Source organism: Hydrogenispora ethanolica, assembly GCF_004340685.1.
Classification (GTDB): Bacteria; Bacillota; UBA4882; order UBA8346; family UBA8346; genus Hydrogenispora; species Hydrogenispora ethanolica.
In genome coordinates, this window is sequence record NZ_SLUN01000020.1 from 90452 (window position 1) to 110748 (window position 20297).

Annotated in this window: 16 protein-coding genes and 1 rRNA gene; 4 read left to right on the plus strand and 13 right to left on the minus strand. The window is 54.6% G+C overall.

Annotated elements, in window-relative coordinates; genetic code table 11:
- Positions 1–248: 248 nt before the first annotated feature.
- The 3 genes from EDC14_RS15970 to adhE form a co-directional block, all read right to left on the minus strand.
- Positions 249–1808 (minus strand): MDR family MFS transporter, encoded by a 1560-nt coding sequence (locus tag EDC14_RS15970; protein WP_132015314.1) that lies wholly within the window; start codon positions 1806–1808, stop codon positions 249–251.
- Complete coding sequence (locus tag EDC14_RS15975) at positions 1805–2272, minus strand: MarR family winged helix-turn-helix transcriptional regulator (protein WP_132015315.1); 468 nt, start codon at positions 2270–2272, stop codon at positions 1805–1807. The genes EDC14_RS15970 and EDC14_RS15975 overlap by 4 nt, the downstream gene beginning before the upstream one ends.
- Before the next feature lie 165 nt (positions 2273–2437).
- Positions 2438–5131: a bifunctional acetaldehyde-CoA/alcohol dehydrogenase gene (gene adhE / locus EDC14_RS15980; RefSeq protein ID WP_132015316.1), complete on the minus strand. Its 2694-nt coding sequence runs from the start codon at positions 5129–5131 to the stop codon at positions 2438–2440.
- A gap of 465 nt (positions 5132–5596) precedes the next feature.
- Here adhE and EDC14_RS15985 point away from each other — a divergent pair, with 465 nt between their 5' ends.
- On the plus strand, positions 5597–5995 hold the full coding sequence (locus EDC14_RS15985) for a PAS domain-containing protein (protein WP_165908062.1): 399 nt from the start codon (positions 5597–5599) through the stop codon (positions 5993–5995).
- A gap of 283 nt (positions 5996–6278) precedes the next feature.
- Here EDC14_RS15985 and EDC14_RS15990 read toward each other — a convergent pair whose 3' ends face one another.
- The 6 genes from EDC14_RS15990 to EDC14_RS16015 all read right to left on the minus strand — a co-directional run bounded on the left by EDC14_RS15990 (position 6279) and on the right by EDC14_RS16015 (position 12030).
- Positions 6279–6956: a redox-sensing transcriptional repressor Rex gene (locus EDC14_RS15990; protein WP_132015318.1), complete on the minus strand. Its 678-nt coding sequence runs from the start codon at positions 6954–6956 to the stop codon at positions 6279–6281.
- Positions 6957–7088: 132 nt separating this feature from the next.
- A complete protein-coding gene (locus tag EDC14_RS15995; RefSeq protein ID WP_132015319.1) occupies positions 7089–8552 on the minus strand; it encodes a monomeric [FeFe] hydrogenase in 1464 nt (487 codons plus the stop codon).
- Positions 8552–8812 carry an NAD(P)H-dependent oxidoreductase subunit E gene (locus tag EDC14_RS16000; protein WP_165908063.1) on the minus strand — a complete coding sequence of 87 codons (261 nt, stop codon included), beginning with the start codon at positions 8810–8812 and terminating at the stop codon, positions 8552–8554. Before EDC14_RS16000 ends, EDC14_RS15995 begins: the two co-directional genes overlap by 1 nt.
- Before the next feature lie 120 nt (positions 8813–8932).
- Positions 8933–10081 (minus strand): SpoIIE family protein phosphatase, encoded by a 1149-nt coding sequence (locus tag EDC14_RS16005; protein WP_132015321.1) that lies wholly within the window; start codon positions 10079–10081, stop codon positions 8933–8935.
- Positions 10082–11785, minus strand: coding sequence for a [Fe-Fe] hydrogenase large subunit C-terminal domain-containing protein (locus tag EDC14_RS16010; RefSeq protein WP_132015322.1), 1704 nt, complete (start codon positions 11783–11785; stop codon positions 10082–10084).
- A complete protein-coding gene (locus tag EDC14_RS16015) occupies positions 11782–12030 on the minus strand; it encodes a (2Fe-2S) ferredoxin domain-containing protein (protein ID WP_207930752.1) in 249 nt (82 codons plus the stop codon). Before EDC14_RS16015 ends, EDC14_RS16010 begins: the two co-directional genes overlap by 4 nt.
- A gap of 283 nt (positions 12031–12313) precedes the next feature.
- Between EDC14_RS16015 and EDC14_RS16020 the strand changes: the two genes are divergently transcribed.
- Genes EDC14_RS16020 through gltA form a run of 3 tightly spaced genes read left to right on the plus strand, consistent with a single transcriptional unit; the run spans position 12314 to position 15783 of the window.
- Complete coding sequence (locus tag EDC14_RS16020; RefSeq protein ID WP_132015324.1) at positions 12314–13483, plus strand: iron-containing alcohol dehydrogenase; 1170 nt, start codon at positions 12314–12316, stop codon at positions 13481–13483.
- A 60-nt stretch (positions 13484–13543) separates the two neighbouring features.
- On the plus strand, positions 13544–14392 hold the full coding sequence (locus EDC14_RS16025; RefSeq protein WP_132015325.1) for a sulfide/dihydroorotate dehydrogenase-like FAD/NAD-binding protein: 849 nt from the start codon (positions 13544–13546) through the stop codon (positions 14390–14392).
- On the plus strand, positions 14386–15783 hold the full coding sequence (gene gltA, locus EDC14_RS16030) for an NADPH-dependent glutamate synthase (RefSeq protein ID WP_132015326.1): 1398 nt from the start codon (positions 14386–14388) through the stop codon (positions 15781–15783). Before EDC14_RS16025 ends, gltA begins: the two co-directional genes overlap by 7 nt.
- Positions 15784–15882: 99 nt before the next feature.
- Here the strand turns inward: gltA and EDC14_RS16035 are convergent, their stop codons facing one another.
- The 4 genes from EDC14_RS16035 to rrf all read right to left on the minus strand — a co-directional run.
- On the minus strand, positions 15883–16593 hold the full coding sequence (locus tag EDC14_RS16035) for a LytR/AlgR family response regulator transcription factor (protein WP_165908064.1): 711 nt from the start codon (positions 16591–16593) through the stop codon (positions 15883–15885).
- A 382-nt stretch (positions 16594–16975) separates the two neighbouring features.
- A complete protein-coding gene (locus tag EDC14_RS16040) occupies positions 16976–19432 on the minus strand; it encodes an alpha-mannosidase (protein ID WP_243662955.1) in 2457 nt (818 codons plus the stop codon).
- Positions 19433–19505: 73 nt separating this feature from the next.
- Entirely contained in the window at positions 19506–20117 is a 612-nt protein-coding gene (locus EDC14_RS27355; RefSeq protein WP_243662956.1) for a hypothetical protein, read from the minus strand.
- Between the two features lie 100 nt (positions 20118–20217).
- A 5S ribosomal RNA gene (gene rrf / locus EDC14_RS16045) occupies positions 20218–20297 on the minus strand; the annotation flags it as partial.

A 20297-nucleotide genomic window follows, 5' to 3' on the forward strand; every position in this document is an offset into this window, starting at 1 on the left:
CAAAAGAAAGATTGGAGGATTTCGTCCGGTTTGTTTTACATCCTTTGGAAGCCATGTGATAAAGTCTTTCGAAACGGGAATCAGCTTGCAATTTGTGCCAAATAAAAAAGCCCTCCGTTTTGGAGGGCTGAGCAGAATAGCAAAGCTTTTACTTATGATAGAATGCAAATTTTCATCTTGCGTCCTTTACAATCCAATTGCAGTGATTCGCCCAGATATGTCGACTAAGAAATTTTCAATTTCTCATTTCACGAACGGCTGTGAACTTCCATTTTTTCATTGGTCTTTCGCAACGGGATCTCTTTCAAGAATAAAATAGCTGCCAACCCCACCACACCTACCCAAAACGATACCAAAAAAGCCTGGTGAATTGAGTTTGCCTGGATCGTCTTCAGCTGTCCCAGTAACTGATGCACATCGCTAAGTCCCACTCCGGCCCTGTTAAGCAACTGAGTTTCAACCGCAAATTGAGAGTTTTCAACCAAGCCTTTCATAACTGGGGAGAGATTGGTCTCAGATAGTCTGGCGATCCCCGCATTCATATGGGAAAGCATGATCGAACCGAGAATTGCGGAACCGATCGTACCCCCGATGTTTCTGGAAAATTGGATCATCGACGTGACCAAACCCAACTGGCTCTGCGGAAAGGCATTTTGGGAAGCCAGATCAAAGACCGGCATGGTTATTCCAATCCCGGCTCCGAGAATCGTCAACGTCAAGATGATCCTGGAGCTGGATGACTGTTCATCGATTTGCTGCAGCATGAAAGCCCCGGCGACGATGATTAGCATTGCGGCAAGGCCAAATATTTTATATCTTCCGGTTTTGGCAATCAGCACTCCGGTGATGGCTCCCCCAATCACCAAGCTAACTGTCATCGGCATGATCATCGCCCCGGAAGTAGTGGCATTGGCGCCAAGCACGTTCTGAACGAACAGCGGAACGAGCATGACAGCCCCGAACATCAGGCAACTGACGAAGAAAACATCGACTATACAAAGATTAAAGATCGGATTTTTGAAGAGCGAAAGCGGAATCAAAGGTTCAACCGTCTTTCTTTCAATCAAGCCAAATATGATAAACATAACCGCTGAAAAGGCGAACATCCCGACAATGTGGGGGGAAGACCAAGCGTAAATCCTCCCCGCCCAGGTGAATGCCAATAACGCCGGGACTAATGCAATGACGAAAGTAACAGCCCCGGGTAGATCGATCTTCCTTTTAACCGATCGTGCCTCCCCACCGGGCAAGGCGAACAGGATGAAAGATAAAGCCCCCAAACCAACGGGAATATTGATGAAGAAAACCCAGTGCCAGCTAAGTCCGTCGGTAATCACCCCACCCAGCATCGGTCCGATAATGCTGGCCAAGCCAATCACAGCCGCCACGAACCCCATATATTTGGCCCGCTCGGCCGGAGGGAAAAGACTCCCGACAATGATGAAGGAGTTGGCAATCAACGTCCCTCCGCCAACGCCCTGAATACCGCGAAAAACGATCAATTGCGGCATGTTCGATGAAAACCCGCATAAAACCGACCCCGCCAAAAAGATGGCAATGCCGCTAAAGTACGTCAGCTTATGGCCGTATAGATCGGCCATTCTCCCGAAGATCGGGATGGAAATGGTCGAACAGAGCATATAAATTGTGAAAGGCCAGGCGTATAGCTCAATTCCCTTCAAATCGCTGATGATCCTGGGCATCGCCGTGCCTGCGATGGTATTATCGAGCGCGCTTAGGAAAACGCTCAGCATCACCCCGATCATGATTAAAACAGTTTTCTTGCCACTGACGTCGCTAGCTTTCATTGCTTAACCTCCGAATCCAATTTGATGATCAGCTGTTTCAGCTCTCGCGCCAGTCCGGCCAGCCGCTCCAGTTCCTGACCGGATAGTTCGGCGATTTTTTCAGCGATCGCCGTTTCCTGGAAGGCTTTGTGTTCCTTGAGAAACTCCCGGCCATGGTCGGTCAAGGTGATATTGATGACCCGCCGATCTTGCGGATCGGGAATTCTGGAAACCAGCCCTTCACTCAATAACTTATCCACCAGCGCGGTCATATAAGGTTTTGACAATGATAACGCTTTGGCAATGACTGACATGGGCAATACTCCCATATCGCTTAAAACCCAAAGCACCTCGAAGTGTGAACGCGACATCTGCAATTCGGGATGGTGTTCTGCCAGGTTCATCAGATGCTTATGGAAAAGCCTGAATAAAGCGGATAGATCCTCCGCGACAGTCAATAATTGCGGATTTTTCGTTGAAGACACCTCCCGATCGCCAAATATATTTCACAAAAAGAATAGTTAGTTTTACTAACTATTTGATTATATAACCGATTGGGGAAGATTGCAATATCACCGGCGAAGAATGGCCGGTTTCTTAAAATAAAAAGCCCCCGATGATGGGGGCTACAATTGGTTCGCTGAACCTACTTAGACCAGGGCCGGTTCTTTCACTTTCTTGGCGGGAAGCTTGACTTCGCCGCCGTCAAAGGCTTCACGGTAGACCGCTTCGATCTCTTTCACCAGCGGCATCCGGGGATTGGTCCCGGTGCATTGGTCATTGAAGGCGATATCGGACATCTCCCGCAACTCCCGCTCGAAAGCCTCGTGGCTCACGCCGGCTTGGCTGAGCGTTTTCGGGATATTCAGCTGGTCCATCAATTCCTGGATGGCCTTCACCAGACTGTTCACGCCCTCTTCGGTGGTCCCCGCCGGCAGGCCCAACAACCGGGCGATCTCGGCGTACCTCTCTCCGGCCTGCGGATATTCGTATTGCGGGAAGGCCGGGAATTTGGTCGGCCGCTGGGCATTGTACTTAATGACATACGGCAAGAGAATCGCATTGGCCCGGCCGTGCGGGATATGGAATTTACCGCCCAGAATATGCGCCATGCTGTGATTGACGCCGAGGAAGGCATTGGTGAAGGCCATGCCCGCCATGCACGAGGCGTTGTGCATCTTCTCCCGGGCCAGTTTATCCTGGCCGTCGCGGTAAGCGCGCGGCAGGAACTCGAAGACGGTCTTGATGGCCTTCTCCGCCAGCGCGTCGGTGTAGTCCGAAGCCATCACCGAGACATAAGCCTCGATGGCGTGGGTCAATACATCCATCCCGGTGTCGGCGGTCACCGACTGCGGCACGCTGAGGACCAGCTCCGGGTCGATGATAGCGATGTCCGGCGTCAGCTCGTAATCGGCCAGCGGGTATTTGATGTTCTTCACTTTATCAGTGATCACGGCGAAGGCGGTGACCTCCGAACCCGTTCCCGAAGTGGTCGGAATCGCCACAAAAGTGGCTCTTTTGCCCAACTGCGGGAATTTGAAGGCCCGTTTCCGGATATCGGCGAACTTCTGGCGGAGCGATTCGAATTCAATCTCCGGGTTTTCGTAGAAGAGCCACATTCCCTTGGCGGCATCGATGGCCGATCCGCCGCCCAGGGCTACGATGATGTCCGGTCCGAACTTATTCATCTCGGCGCAGCCTTTATGGACGGTCTCGACCGACGGATCCGGCTCGACGTCGGAGAAGATCTGGTATTCCATGGGGATCTTTTCCAACTGATAAATCACTTTCTCGACGAAGCCCAGCTTCACCATGAACGGGTCCGTCACGATAAAGGCTTTTTTCCCTTTCATCTTGGACAAGTATTGCAGCGAACCGTATTCGAAGTAAACCTTTTGCGGGATCTTGAACCATTTCATCCGGTCTTTGCGATGCGCCACCCGCTTGACGTTGATCAGATTTCCGACGCTGACGTTGTCGGTGGTGGAATTGCCGCCCATCGAGCCGCAGCCCAGGGTCAATGAAGGAGTGTTGCTGTTGTACAAATCACCGATCGCTCCTTGGGATGAAGGCGAGTTGACCAAGAGCCGGCCGGTGCGGACCTTGGCGGCGAACTCATCGATCACCGCTTGATTCGTGGAGTGGATCACCGCGGAATGACCCAGACCGCCGAATTCGGTCATCTCCTGGCAGCGCCGGATGCCTTCCTTGTAATCGGCAACCACATAGCAGGCCAGGATCGGGCTGAGTTTCTCCCGGGAAAGCGGGTATTCCGGTCCGACCCCTTGCAGTTCGGCCACTAGAATCTTGGTGTCCGGAGCGACCTTGATCCCGGCCATCGCCGCAATCTTGGCCGCCGGCTGGCCGACCACGTCCGGGCTCATGCTGCCCCGTTTCTCATCGATGGCCACTTTGGAAAGGGCCGCAATCTCATCGGGCTTCAGGAAGTAACAACCGTATTCGGTCATGATCTGTTTGACTTCGCCGGCGACGTCGCGGTCGATGATCACCGCCTGTTCCGAGGCGCAGATCATGCCGTTGTCAAAGGTTTTGCTGAGAATCAGGTCGGAGACGGCCCGGCGCAGATTGGCAGTTTTCTCGATATAGCAAGGGACATTGCCGGGGCCCACGCCCAGGGCCGGCTTGCCGCTGGAATAAGCGGCGCCCACCATTCCCGAGCCGCCGGTGGCCAAAATCATGCTGATGCCGGGGTGTTTCATCAAAAGATTGGTCGCCTCCACCGAGGGCTCCTCGATCCAGGCGATGCAGTTCTCGGGCGCCCCGGCGGCAATCGCGGCGTCGCGCATAGTCCGGGCAGCCGCGATGCTGGAACGGATCGACTTGGGATGAAAACTGAAGATAATCGGGTTGCGGGTCTTCATCGCAATCAGGCATTTGAACATGGTTGTGGAAGTCGGGTTGGTCACCGGAGTCACTCCGGCGATGATGCCGATCGGTTCAGCGATCTTGACGTATCCTTCCTCGGGGTTCTCCTCGATGATGCCGACGGTTTTATCGCCCTTGATATCATGGTAAACGTACTCCGTGGCGAAGAGGTTCTTGGTCACCTTGTCTTCATAGACGCCCATCTCCGTCTCTTCATGAGCCATCCTGGCCAATTCCATATGCTTTTCGATTCCGGCCATAGTCATCGCCTTGACAATGGCGTCAATCCTGGCCTGGTTGAACTCCATGAACTTCAACTGAGCCTGGTCGGCCTTTTTTACCAGATCGTCGATGACGGCTTGGACCGAACTACTCTCTTTCGCTTTCTCGCTATCTTTTTCTTTGTTGGCAACGGTTGCCTTGGCAATCTTCACTGCATCAGGTCGGTTGTTTTCCATCGTTTTCAGCCTCCTTGATTATTTTCCACTGTTCCTTTGAAGCTATACTTATTTATGGGAAAACGCTGAAGGGAACTTGCAAAAGATAGTTTGTTATTTAATATAACAATCATTGTCATTATAACTTACAATAAATCTTCCGTCAAATCCTTGTTTCGCCGCTGGCAACCTCAAAACTCACTCAGGTTTACAATTGCTCCTCCGCATTCATCCTCCTGAAATCGAGCGTTTACCAAGGTCTTTTCAGAATTTGTTAACATTTGGGCCAGCCATTCGGTTTTCTCCGACCGGAACAACCCTGTCACAATACGCCAAACAGGCCAATTGAGCCTCCAAATTGCTTTTCACCAACCTCAAATGGCATTTCAATCCCGAACATTTGCAATTAAAGTAACAAAGATTGTTAATAATTTTTACAAAGTTTAAACTGACAATAGTTCAGTGATTAGCATGGGAGGGTTTTTAATGATTGATGGAATGGATGAGCAGATTCTTCGGGCAATGTATGAAACACTGCCGGTCGAGATCAGCATCATCGATGCCAATGACGAGATCATTGGCTGGAATAAGCATGAGACTCGGTTGTTTAAACGGCCGCTGACGGCGATGAATATTGATTTCCGGTACTACCAGCCGGACGAGGCCCTTCCCAAGGCCGAACTGATCATCCGGGAAATGAAAGAGGGGAAATATAGCAAAGCGCATTTCTGGTTCGATTTGAAGCCGGATCATCACGGCAAAATGCAAAAAGTATTAATCGAGTTTTACGCCTTGCGGGATTACTCCGGCAAATATCTCGGCTGTATGGAGTGTACTCACAATGTCAGTGCGGAGAGCGGGGAGGACCTTTTAAAAGGCGCCTGACCTTTCGATTCCCCATCTCTAGCCTGAAAGTAACGAAGCCGTTCTCAGGCGAGTGCTGCCGATTCTTGTTATATTCTACCATCAGGTCCCGTGTTGGAAAAGGACTTTGAGGGTTACGCTTTATTGGCATTGGTATTTCCGAATGATGAATTTCCACAGGTTCAAACAAAAAGGTCTGTCCCGAAAGGTTGCTACCGTCGGGACAGACCTGTTATTTGCCGGTGTCAAAAGAGCGTTGCGTCGGTCACGGCCATCCGTCGTCCGGCGGAGTGGAGAGATTCCCTTACACCGGATCGGGTTGATTGCGCCGTTGTTTCAATTTGAACGAGAGGAGCAAAAGACTCTCGCTGATATGCATATTCTCCAGGAGCACTTCTTCGGGGACCTTGAGGCTGACCGGAGCAAAGTTCCAAATGGCCTTGACTCCTCCCTGGACCAACCGGTCCGCAGTTTCCTGGGCCGCCTCGGCGGGTGTGGTGATGACTCCGATCTCCACCGGCTCCACTCGCAAATATTCCTGAAGCTCCTTGATATCCAGGACCGGTATCCCCTTAATATATCCCCCGATGACCTCGGGGTTTTTGTCGAAGATCGCCTTGATGATAAAGCCGCGGCGGCTGAAGTTATCGTAGTTGGCCAGCGCCGTTCCCAGATGTCCTCCGCCGACCAGCACCATTTTTATCTCCTGGTTAAGACCCAGAATCCGGTTGACCTCCCGCAACAGGTCATTGACGCGGTAGCCGTAGCCTTGCTGCCCGAATGAACCGAAATAACAGAGATCCTGCCGCAGTTGCGAAGGATTGATCCCCATTTTGGCAGCCAATTCCCGGGAGGAGATCCGCTCCACCTCTTTTTTGGAGAGGTCCGTCAAAAAACGATGGTAAAAGGGCAACCGTTTGACGGTAGCATAGGGCACCCCATCGATAAAATTCTTGTGATGATGATTTGATTTAAAATCCATAAGACCGCCCCCTATGTTTTCCGTAAATCGTATTCTAATGCCGCATTATCGGCCGCTTTATTTCGTTGCCGACCGCATGGCGGCACCTCTATAATTAATGTAACCCCGAAGCTTTGAAATGATGACTTTGTCTTATTTCGCAAGAAAGCGGGATAAGGCACGGCCCGCCGCTTTGGCCTCCACCAGCGTCCCCGGTCCGCTCAGGCAGCCTCCGGCGCAACCCATTCCCTCGACGAAATCCGCTTCCAGGCCATTCCGGGCCGCCTGCTGCAAAAGTTCAATACATTGGGCGATCCCCGCCGCCGAGCGCACCCGGAACTGACCTTCCGCCACTTTACCCTGGCGTAACAGCTCGGCCTTGATGGCGTTCCCTACCCCGCCGGCAGCGCAAAAATTCACGCCGTCGGCCGGAAGGCGCTCCTGCGCGGCGGATTCCCGGCTGAATTCCGCCAGATTGATTCCTGAAGCGACCAGCATCACCGCCAGCTCTTCAAAGGTTAATACCGCCGCGATGGCTCCCCGGCCTTCGCGGGCCGCCTCCCCTTTTTTGGCAAGACAGGGCCCGATGAAGACGCATTTCATTGCCGGGGAGCCGCCTTCCTCCCGGACCATCCGGGCAGTCTTCAGCATCGGCGATTCGGTACCGGATACTTTATCGTCGAGGGATGGGAATCTCAATTCCACCAGTTTTTTGAAAGACGGGCAACAGGAATTCATGACATAACCGGCACCGGTCTGCAGCTTGTGAAAGACTTCAGCGCCTTCCTCAGCCGCAACCTTTGCGGCGCCGCAGGCGACGGAGACCACTGCGGCAAAGCCCAGTTTGGCCAAGCCGGCCCTGAAGGCGCCCCATTCCACCAACGGGCCGAACTGGCCGATGAATGACGGCGCCACTAGAGCGGCCACCGGTTCCGGGCCTTGCAGCATCCGGATCACTTTCAAGAGATCGGAACGCGCCGCGATGGCCCCGAATGGGCAGGCCACGGTGCAAGCGCCGCATTCGACGCATTTGTCGTAATTAATCCGGGCCGTGCTACTCTCACCGGGCACAATGGCGCCGGCTGCGCAGGAACGGCTGCACGGGCGTTCCAACTCCAAAATCGCCCCGAAACGACACGATTTGACGCAAATTCCGCATTCCACGCAACGTTCTTTATTAATATAAGCCCGATTGGCCACGATTTCAATAGCGTTTTTGGGGCAGGAATTCAAGCAGTGGTGCGCCACGCAATTACGGCAAGCGTTGGTCACTACGATCTTCTCAATCGGGCAGCGATCGCAGGATTCCTCGATCACCGCGATCGCCGGTCCGGCTTCCGCTGCCTCGACGGGCGCGGCCAACATCGCTTGGGCCACCTCGGAAAGACGTTGCTCCTTGTGCGCCGCCAAATCGGCGCCCAGTGCCAGTTTGATACGTTGCGCCAGAATGGCCCGTTCTTTGTATTCGCAGCAACGATAATTGGTCAAACCGTCTTGGGTCAGTTTTTTAGGCAAGCTGTCGACGGCCGCCAGCAATTGATTTTGAAAGGCCAGGGCGGCCACTTCCGTCAACATTTTTCGCTTGATCTTGGTGATCTCCGACAACTTCTCGGGCATTATTCCTTACCCCTTTCCGGCTTTTCCAGCTGTTCCGCGATGGCTTTCAACACCATGTCGGGAGTGGTCCGGTACAACATGACCGCGCCGACTCGAACGCGCGGCCCCTGGGTACATTGGTTATAACAGGACACGTAGCTGATATCGAGGCGGCTTTTCAACGATTCCGCCATGTTTTCCAGACATTCGACGATCTGCGTTCCGCCCATCAGACAGCAGGATGTGCCAACGCAAATTTCCACCGCTAATTTTGGCTCCATCTTTCCACACCCCTCATGTTGAGTCTGGGAAGTCCTTTTCACCATTGAAAAGGTTCAAAAGCGAACCCTGAAGCAAAACATTACAATCGGCCTTTCCAACCAACCACTTTGGACTTCCCTTTAGAATATTTCGAGCGAGAGTTCTTTTCCCATGCCGGCCAGGAGCCCCGCGATCTGTTTCACCGCTTCGGTCCGCGTTTTGAGCTGTAACGAGTGCATGATCTCTTCATGGGCCGGATTAAAGGCCGTCCCGACCAGGAAGGCGATATGATCGGCTTTCAGCAGCGCCCTTGAGAGTAGGGTGGCGCCGTCGGAACCGTTGGGAAGGACCTTTCCGGCCTGATACTCCGCCAATTTCTCGAGGCATTTGTTAAGCGTAAGAACCCCCTCGGTGACCAGATCGATTCCTTCAATCGCCGCGACCGGCGGTACGCTGGGATCTTCGTATTGCAGGCTGGTTTTGATGGCTTTGCCGGTCAAACGGGCCACCAGATTCCCGGAAGCTCCGCCACAGACGATCTTTTGACCGTTTTTAAACTCCAGGAGTCTCTCGACCACCTGGGGATCCTGTTCCTGAGCCTTGGGCGGCCCCGTGAAAACCACCGCGTTTCGGGCGTGGCGCGCCCGGATCACAATGGCGGTCGAATCGTCGCAGGGTTGGCAGAGATAGCAACAATCCGCCAGGTCGGCGATTTTGGCGGCGAGTTCCTCCGCTTCCGCCGCGAGCAGGCCGCGCTGCTGCAGGTTATCGACCAGTCCGGCCTCGCCCAGTCCCAGTTTGAACATTCCGCCTACTCCGGCGTTAATCACGCCGTCGCTATTTAGGAGCAGTAAATCGCCGACTTCCACCTGAAAGAAGGCTTCGCGAATCGCTTTCCCGGCGATGTCGCGGCTCCGGCGCTCCAGCGGTTGCACCGCACCATCCCTCAGCAGGAGCAGACCCGGATTGTCATATTCGATCAAATGCGCCGCGCCATTATCCATGATCTTGAGAATAGTCAGGGTCGCATAGGCCAGATTCCTGACCTTGCAGGTGGGCAGGGTATCCGCGATGGTCGCGAAGACCTGCTCCAAGCTGACGTTCCGCCGCAGCAGCCCGGCGGCGATCTTGGCCGTCAGGATCGACAGGATGCTAGCCTTGATACCGCTTCCCAGGCCGTCGGAGAGAATGACGGTGATAGCGTCTTTGCTCTGAATGACTTCAGGAGTATCTCCGGTTACTTCCTCCCGGTATTTGGCGACGCCCGAGATCCCCACATCGAATTTCATTCAGGGCGCCTCGCTTTCATCCATAATCTCCATCAACTCCAGCAGCGTGGCTTTGGTCTCGGCGGTGCTCTCTCCGAGCAGTCCGGCGACATTCTGCACCACCCGCATCTGGTCCCGGATGACCCGGGAGGCCCGTTCCAGCGCTTCACGACGCATGTTATCGTGCTTGGCCTTGCGTTGCTCCTCGGCGGTGATGTTGGCGATGATCCCGATAATCACCCCGTATTTGGGCAACGGATAAATGATCTGCCGCGTGGCCAGGCCATACTGTTCGTAAGTGCGCAGATGGTCCACCAAGATGTCCTGGGTCTCCCAGACCTTGGCGAAATCGGACGGATCGATAAACACGCTCAGCGGCTTGCCCTTGCTCGGAATGTATTTCCGATTGAACAAGCGCTCAGCCGCGGGGTTCATGTCCTGGACGATCAGGTCCTTATCCACCACAATGATGGCATTGAGGGTGGTATCCACGATGGCGTTGGCGAAAGACTCCGCTTTCTCTTTCATATACGGAATGCACATCTCCGGCTCGGCCATGCCCTGGAGCACCGCGATGGCTTTCTCCCGGCAGCTGGAGTAGCCGCAGCCGCCGCAGTTGGTCTCGTCTTCCGGTTTATTTTTGCCGGTCAGCCGCAATACTTCGCGAATCTCCATCTCGTTGGGGACGTAACCGGTCTGCTGCACCGGTACATGTTCCCGGCGCAACAGGGCGTAGGGAAGATCGGTTTGGCAACCGCTTCCCGCCGCTGTCTTCACAAACTGAAACAAACGTTGCCGCCGGGCATTCACGCCCAGCGCATTCCCCAAAGCCGGGCCGCCGATGCATCCGCCCTTGCAAGCCATGGCCTCGATAAAACGGGGCGCGATCAGACCGTCCTCCAGATCCCGAAAGGTGTCGATGCATTCCTCGACGCCGGTGACGGACAGAAACTCCTGCTCCAAGCCATCCGCAATCCCGGCCACTTTCAATATGCCTTGCTTTAACGGAAAGACTCCCGCCCGGGCCGAGGCCCGATCCGGCCGCTGATCGGCCAGGACTTCCGGAAAGATCTCTTTGGCTTGTAGCCAGGATTCCAGTTCTTCAAAGGTCAGCACGGCATCAATGGGGTTGTGCGGATCTTCAAAGTTCGGTTCGGCTTTTTTGGCCAAACAAGGACCGATGAATACCACCTTGGTCGCTTCGCCTCGTTCCTGTTTGATCATTTGGCCATGGGCCTTCATGGGCGAGATCAGGCCGGCCAGAACCGGGACCAGCTTAGGAAAGTATTTTTCGATGAGATTGACGATCACCGGGCAGCAGCTGGAAATGGCGGTGTTTTTCCTCTCCTCGGCAACGATCCGGTGATATTCCCGGCCGATCAGTTCCGCGCCGAGCGCCGTCTCTTCCACCCGCGCATTGGGCAATTTCTTCAGCGCGGCCACGATCTTCCAGGGCGTGGCGTAGGAAGTCGCCGCCAAATAGGAAGGAGCCAGGGAGAAGACGATCGGCGCTTCGGCCGCGAGGAAGCTTTCGACCTGTGGAAGCTGGGCCGCCATGCTTTTGGCCTTTGGGGGACAGTCCCCGATGCAACGCCCGCAAAGGATGCATTTCCCCTTATCCACCCAAGCCTGACCGTCATTGAGGCCGATGGCCTTGACCGGACAATGCCGGATACATTTATAACAATCGCGGCAGCGGGCTTTGCTGGTAATAATGGTGTTCACGGCCGCAAAACCTCCAAAATCCGCTGATTGAACAGAGCTTCGATATTCTCTTTGGAAACGCCGGTGACCATCACGCCATCGATCTTGAGGACGACCCCTTCGGTGCAATGCCCTTGGCAGAAACAGCCCTCCAATTCAATCTGGGCCTCCAGCCGGTGGCTCTGAATTTTGGCTTGCAGAACCTCGATAATCTGGCGGGAGCCTTTGATGTGACAGCCACTGCCAATGCAGATCGTAACGAGCATCATAATCTCTCCATCTCAGCGATTATTTGCCATATTATTAAACAAAGTTTGTTATAAATAATAACTATTAATACAATAACACAGCCGTCGCCGGTTGTAAAGCTTTAAGCAAGCCTTTAAAATCGTATAATAAATGCCGTTTAAACGCGAGCGAGGGTATTTGGTTTCGGAGTAATTGCAATTTATTATAACAAACATTGCAATTTATAATAACAAAAGGTACAATAAAAATAAATCAAGGGATGACAACCCAAAATTTTAATTCAGGAAAGGTGGATTCATAATGGCCAGATTTACACTCCCCCGCGACCTCTATTTTGGAAAGAACGCCATGGCCGAATTGAAGTGCCTGAAAGGTTACAAGAAAGCCATGATCGTGACCGGCGGAACCTCCATGCAGAAATTCGGTTTTTTAAAGAGGCTGGAGGACATTCTGAAAGAGGCCGGACTGGCGGTTAAAATCTTTGAAGGCGTGGAGCCCGATCCCTCGGTGGAGACGGTGATGGCCGGGGCCAAGGCGATGCAGGAGTTCGGGCCGGACGTGATCGTCTCGATCGGCGGCGGTTCGCCGATTGACGCCGCCAAAGCGATGTGGGTCTTTTACGAGTATCCCGAACTGACCTTCGAGGATATCAAGACGCCCTTCTCAATGCCGAAGCTGCGCAAAAAGGCGATCTTTGTGGCCATCCCCTCGACCAGCGGCACGGCGACGGAAGTCACCGCCTTCTCGGTCATTACCGATTATTCCACCAAGATCAAATATCCGTTGGCCGATTTCGAGATCACCCCCGACATCGCCATCCTGGACAGCAGCATCCCCGTGACCATGCCGCCGAAACTGGTGGCCCATACCGGGATGGATGCGCTGACCCACGCGATCGAGGCCTATGTGGCGTCGGCCCGTTCCCGGTTCTCCGATCCGCTGGCGCTGGAAGCCATCTCGCTGTGCTTCGATTATTTGCTGGACTCCTACCACGGCAATGAGGAAGCCCGGGGCGAAATGCACATCGCCCAGTGCCTCGCCGGCATGGCCTTCAGCAATGCGCTGCTGGGCATCACTCATAGCCTGGCCCATAAGATCGGCGCCCAGTACGAGATCCCGCACGGCTGTTGCAACGCGATCCTGTTGCCCTATGTGATCCAGTACAACTCGGCCAGCTGCCTGAAAGAATACGCGGCCATCGCCAAGCGGCTCGCCCTGCCCGGCGCGACCGACAAGCAACTGGTCAACTCGTTGATTGATGCCATTACCGCGCTGAACGCCAAGCTGAATATCGCGCCGACCTTGAAAGAGCACGGTGTCTCCGTCGAACAGTTCCAGGCGACGGTCGACTTCATCGCCGAAAACGCCGCGCTCGATCCGTGCACTGGCAGCAATCCGCGGCCGGCCACCCCAGTGGAACTGAAAAAGATTCTCGAATGCGCCTTCGACGGCAGGCCGGTCAATTTCTAAGCAGCTATAACTTAAGGAAAAGGGCACATTCAGTGCCCTTTTCCATTGGGAGGACTCACGGTGTATAAGATTGTAAAGCAGCAACGGTTGAATTCGGCGGTCGTCTCGATCGAGGTCGAAGCGCCGTATGTGGCCCGCAAGTGCGAGCCCGGCCAATTCGTGATCGTGCGGGTGGATCCGGACGGCGAACGGATCCCCCTGACGATCGCCGACTTTGACCGCGCCGGGAATACTATTACCCTGATCTATCAGGAACTGGGCTACTCCACCAAGCGTCTCAGCACCAAAGCGGTCGGGGACGAACTGCAGGATGTGGCCGGGCCCCTGGGGCAGGCGGCGGAATTGCGCAAAACCGCCAAAGTGCTCGGGATCGGCGGCGGCGTAGGCGCCGCCCCGCTCTATCCGCAACTTAAAAAACTGGCGGACCTGGGCAGCCAGGTCGATGTGATCCTGGGCGGCCGCAGCGCCGAACTGGTCATCCTGGCCAATGAGTTCCGCGCCTTCGCGCGGCAGGTGACCATCGCCACCGACGACGGCAGCCTCGGCCTGAAAGGCACGGTCGTCGACGCGCTCCTGCGCAAAGTGCGCGACGAAAACTATAACCGGGTCATTGCCATTGGCCCGCTGCCGATGATGCGGGCGGTGGTGGAGCATACCAAGCGGCTGGAGATTCCCACCATGGTCTCGCTGAACCCGATCATGATCGACGGTACCGGAATGTGCGGCGGCTGCCGGGTGACGGTCGGCGGCGCGACGAAATTCGCCTGCGTCGACGGCCCCGATTTCGACGGTTTTCAAGTAAATTTTGACGAATGCATCCGCCGGCAGTTGATGTACCGTCAGCAAGAACGCCGGTTCGAGCAGGAGCACCCCTGCCGGATCGGATGGGAGGGAACGAAATCATGCTAAATCCGGCTTTGGTCAAAGAGCGGATGCCGGAGCAAGATCCGGAGCTCCGGAATAAAAATTTCAGCGAAGTGGCCCTGGGTTACACGCCAAGGCAGGCGGCGGCGGAGGCCAAACGCTGTCTCAACTGCAAAAACGCCAAATGTGTCGCCGGCTGCCCGGTCAACGTCCCCATTCCGCAGTTCATTGAACAGGTGGCCGCCGGAGATTTCAGCGCGGCATACCGGATCATCGCGGAGCAGAATGCGCTGCCGGCGATCTGCGGCCGCGTCTGTCCCCAGGAGAGCCAGTGCGAGGGCGCTTGCGTCCGGGGCCTCAAAGGCGAACCGGTAGCCATCGGAGCATTGGAACGGTTTGTGGCCGATCAATTCCTGGAGGGGTCTCCAGCCGGCAACCCCGCGCCCGAACGTAAAGCCCAAAAAGTGGCCGTGGTCGGATCCGGGCCGGCCGGCCTCACCTGCGCCGGAGAGCTGGCGCGTCAGGGGTATGGCGTCACCATCTTCGAGGCCTTGCACCAGCCCGGCGGGGTCCTGATGTACGGCATCCCCGAATTCCGGCTGCCGAAAGCGCTGGTCCAAAAGGAGCTTGACAAGCTGCGTCTGATGGGAGTGACTTTTCAGTTGAATGTGATCGCCGGCAAATCCATCACCATCGACGAGCTGTTCGAACAGGGGTTTCAAGCGGTCTTCATCGGCTCCGGGGCCGGCCTGCCCAAATTCATGGGCATCCCCGGCGAGAACCTGAACGGCGTCTACTCGGCCAATGAGTTTCTGACTCGCAGCAACCTGATGAAATCCTACGACCCCGCCTCCCCCACTCCCATTTTTGTGGGCGAAAAGGTCGCCGTCGTGGGCGGCGGCAACGTGGCGATGGACGCGGCGCGCACCGCCAAGCGGCTGGGCGCGGCCGAGGTATCGATCATCTACCGCCGCGGCGAAGCGGAGCTGCCGGCCCGCAAGGCCGAGATTCATCATGCCCGGGAGGAAGGAATCCGTTTTCAGCTCTTGACGAACCCCCTGCGGATTCTGGGCGAAAACGGCTGGGTCACCGGGATCGAGTGCGTAGCGATGGAACTCGGCCCGCCGGACAGCAGCGGCCGCCGCAGTCCCGTTCCGCAAGCCGGGTCGGAACAGGTGACAAAGGTCGATACGGTGATCGTGGCCATCGGCCAATCCCCCAATCCCTTGATCAGCCAAAGTGCCCAGGGGCTGGCCGTGCAGCGCTGGGGCGGCATTGTGGTCAACAAAGAGACCATGGCCACCTCCAAACATGGGGTTTATGCGGGCGGCGACGCCGTCACCGGCGCGGCCACCGTCATCTCGGCGATGGGCGCGGGCAAAAAAGCGGCCAAGGCTATCGCCGAATATCTGGCCCTGGCGGAATCGGTCTCCTGACGCCACAAAAAACAGTGTGGCTCATCATACCGGCAAACGAACACCCTCCGGCGCATTCCGCCGGAGGGTGTTTTATGAAGACGGGAATGGCATCCGCCGTCAATGAATCCCCATCCGCTGTTTGAAATCCTTCAGATGGGTCCGGCTCACCGGAACCTCGTCGCTCTCGTAACCGTTCATCACCAGATTGTAGGTATGGTTGAACCAGGGGATGATCTCCTTGATGTCCTTCAAATTGACCAAGAAGCTTTTGTGGGTCCGGAAGAAAGAGAACCGGCCCAGCTTCTGTTCGAAGCTGGAGAGCGTGTTCATGCTGGAAAACTGGCCGTCCTTGCTCTTAATCAGCGTTTTATTCCCGCTGGTATAACAGTAGACGATCTGTTCCGGCTTTAAGACGACGAAACGATCGTTCTCCCAGACCGTGATCGCTTCCAAGGCAGCGGGTCGCAACTCCCCGGCCAGCCGGTTGACGGTTTTCAGCAGCCGCTCGGCCCGGAGCGGCTTGAGCAGATAATCGTAGACGTTCAGCTCGAAAGCATCCACGGCCGATTCGGCGTTTTCCGCCAGCCAAACCACCCGGACCGCCTCGGCGATCTCGGCGATCTTCCGGGTGATCTCCAGGACCCGGTGGCGGTTGGCGCCCAGATGAATAAAGACGATATCCGGGTGCCGAAGGGTGATCCATTCCAGGCTCTTGTCCATGGTGCAGATTTCGCCGCTACAATCGAGTTCTTTCAGATTCTCAAGGTATGTTTTCAGTTCATTGGCGATTTCCGCTGGGAAGTCAACGATCAGCGTCTTGAGTATCATTGCCATGCCTCGCTGCCTTGGGAATAATAGGGAGAGTCGCTTCATAAATGCTGAAAAGCCCAAGTCTATATAAGTATAGCATTTTTTCAAAGCTTTTTCGTTACGCCTGGTTTAAAAGCGTTGTGATAAATCCCGTCCGAAGGTCGGGGTGTTCACAAAAGCTTAGAAAAGCAAGTGATAAAGTCGTTTGAAATCTTTTTGCAAGGCAATTTCCGGTTCGTAAGACTTTATCACATGGCTTTTAAAAGAAAAGTGTTTCTGTCTCAACGATCAGCCCATCGCTTCACTCCATCTCATTCCGACCCGAAAATCCTCCCCAAGCTCAAAAAGGGCAACCCGCGTCGCGCTTGGTTGCCCCTAGATCATTTGATCGAAAACTCCCTCAATACCGTAACTTCAATGTCTTAATCTCATACGGCTTGATTTCAAATTCCAGTGCACCGTCACAAAACTCCAGCTGTTGCAGCGGCTTCTCCAACAGATCGCATTCCCAGGCTTCCAGCAGCGCTCCGTAGCCCGTCAACCGCACCCGCGAGCGCTGGTTGTGGCATTCAAAGGCCCGGATAATCAGTTCATTTCCGTCTTCCGCTTTTTTGACCGTTTCCAGGACCACGTTCTCCCGATCCAACTCCAAGAAGGAGAACCGCTGCGGCAGACTGGCCGGATGCGACCCCTCCAATTTGGCATAGAGAGGTACATTCAAGCTGTAGGCCATCGGGACCGTCTTCCCCTCGCGCCAGTCCCCGGCGTGAGGATAGAGCGAATACAGGAAACGGTGCTCCTCCCGGTCGGCCTCGGGATTCGGGTAATTCCCCGACTTCAGCAAGGTCAGCCTCATATTCCCGTCTTTAATGTCATAGCCGTATTTGCAGTCGTTTAACAGACTGACGCCAAAACCGTTTTCGGACAGGTCAGCCCATTTATGAGCGCAGACCTCGAACCGGGCCCAATCCCAGGAGGTGTTCCAATGGGTCGGCCGTTCGACGTTGCCGAATTGGATGTCATAGGTCGCTTTATCGGCATGGACATCCACCGGAAAGGCGGCTTTCAATAGAATCTGATCTTCTTTCCAGTCGATCAACGTATCGAAATCCACCCGGGGAATATCTTGATAGATGTAAATCTTCTGGATGATGACCGAGTCTTGGAAACGCTTCTTGATCAAGACGCCGCCGCGGACCGGCCCTGTTTCGAGTACTTCCACCGCTTCGACCTGATCGATCTCCCATTCCTGCTCCTGATAGTAAATGTCGATATCCCAGTTGTCCCAGTTCATCGGCTTATCTTCGAAGGCCTGCAGCTTGTTCCCGCGCTCGCCCGATTGCAGAACTTCCCGCCGGTTCCGCTTGTCATAAAAGGAACTGATGGTCCCTTTGGAATCGATGGAAATGCTGAAAAAGCGGTTCTCCAATTTCTCCGGGCTGATCGCCAGAGCGGTCGGGACCGCGGCGGATTGCGCGCCGATGGTGAAGGCTTGATACCCTTTGGCTGGAACCTCCGGCGCATAAAAAAGCGCCTTTTTGCATCCATCTTCCTCGACGATCTGAACCGGCAGCGGCGAACCGTCCTGATTCAGCAATGACGGAAGGGAAAGGGATTCAGGCAATGCCATGGTTACTAAATCATTCCGCCGGAAAGAAAGCGTGTTATACACGACCACCGCCGGCTCGGGCAAGTCGATCCGCGCCGCAACAGCCGCCATGGCCTTCCCGGCAATCTGCCTGCCGGCCTGCAACAGTTGTTCGTATTGTTGGCGCGAATGGTCGTACACTTCCTTGATGCACGAACCGGGGATGATATCGTGAAACTGGTTCAACAGAATCGTTTCCCAACCCTGGTTGATTTCCGTTTGCGGATAATTCTCCCCCAACAGCATTGCCAAAGCCGCCAGAAACTCGGCGTCCTGATAGAGGAATTCGCACTTCCGGTTATAGCGTTTATTCCAGCTCATGGAGGTATAAGTGCCCCGGTGAAATTCCAGATAAAGCTCGCCAACCCATTTCGGCAGCCCATTTTCCCCGGATACGGTACGGCTCAGTTTTTCTAAGTAATCGCCGACCTTCCCCAGCTTGACCCGGGGGCACCCCGGCAATCCCTTGCTCAGCCGGCGGGCATTCTCCAGCATTTCGGCAGTGGGTCCCCCTCCTCCGTCACCATAGCCGTAGGCAATCATGATGTCGTTGTTGATCTCTTTTTGCTGATACCGTTCCCAGGTTCCATTGACGATTCTGGGAGTGATCAGGCCGTTATAGGAGGCTCCGAAAGGATGGTGGGTCTCGCCCGGATAGATGGTGCAGATAAAATAAGAAAGAATCTCCGTGCCGTCGAGGCCCCGCCACATAAAGGTATCGTAGGGCAGCTTGTTGAACTGATTCCAACTGATTTTCGTGGTCACAAAATAATCGATCCCCGATTTCTTCAGGATCTGCGGTAAAGCCGCGCTGTAGCCGAAGACATCGGGAAGCCATAAGACCTTGTTTTTCACGCCGAATTCCCGCTCAAAGAAACGGGTCCCGAACAGAATCTGCCGCACCAACGATTCCCCGGAGGTTAAGTTGCAATCGGCTTCCAGCCACATGGCGCCATCCGCTTCCCAGCGTCCTTCGCGGATTCTCTCCTTTACCTGGGCATAAAGTTCGGGGTAGTCTTCCTTGAGGTATTGATACAATTGAGGCTGGCTTGACATGAAGTTGTACTCGGGATATTCCTCCATCAGCCTTAATACAGTGGAAAAACTGCGGGCGACCTTTTCCCGGGTCTGCTCGATCGTCCATAACCAGGCGATGTCGATATGGGTATGCCCGATGCAAGTGGCGATGGTTTCCTCGTGACCGCTCATTTTGATATAAAATTCGTTTTGAAGATAGTCGGAGGCTTGACGGAGGGAAGCATAAAAGCATTCGGAAAACGGCTTACGAAGGTCCAGGAGGTTGACGGTGGTATTGATAACTTTGAAAAGATTCCTGCCGTCGCTGATTGTGATCGGGTAATTCGCGGGCTACTCCGACCGCAACCATGAGGTCATAACAGAACTGCCGAATGAATTCGTCGATCACCACTAATTCCACATGGATATCGGTTTTTTTGTCAAACATGCCGCTATAGGCGTGCAAGTCGAGTTGGTATTCCGCTCCCGCCCGGGCGCCCCGGGAGATGATGACTTCCTGATGGTTGATATCCAATCCCTGAACAAATTGTTTATTCACATAGAGCATAAACTGCGGATTGGCCGCATCGTCAACCAATCCGGTTCCGATATAAGAATTGACCCACACCGCCACGGTCTTCCCTTCAAAAGCGGGCGGTATTTTTACGAAAGCCCGAAACCAGCCATGATGATCCCGCCCGCCCCAGCGGCTGCCGGGGGGAAACTCTTGCCAAGGCTGATCGCTCCGTTCAACTGCGGCAAGATTGGCAAAACTGCCGTCCCGGTATGTAAGGTTATCAACGCTCTGCCGTTTCACATAGATATCGGCTTGCAGATCTTGTAGAATTTTCGTTGCCCTCTCCAGTGTAAAAAACATCCGGTCACCTCCACATATCAGATTGACATCTTTTTTTGAGAGTAAAAATAAGGCAAACGCCCTCTCGAATGAAATCCGAAAGGGCGTTTGAAAAAATCGCTCCTGGCGAAGACCTACTCTCCCGGCCGGTTACCCGACAAGTACCATTGGCGCAGAGGGGCTTAACTGCTGTGTTCGGGA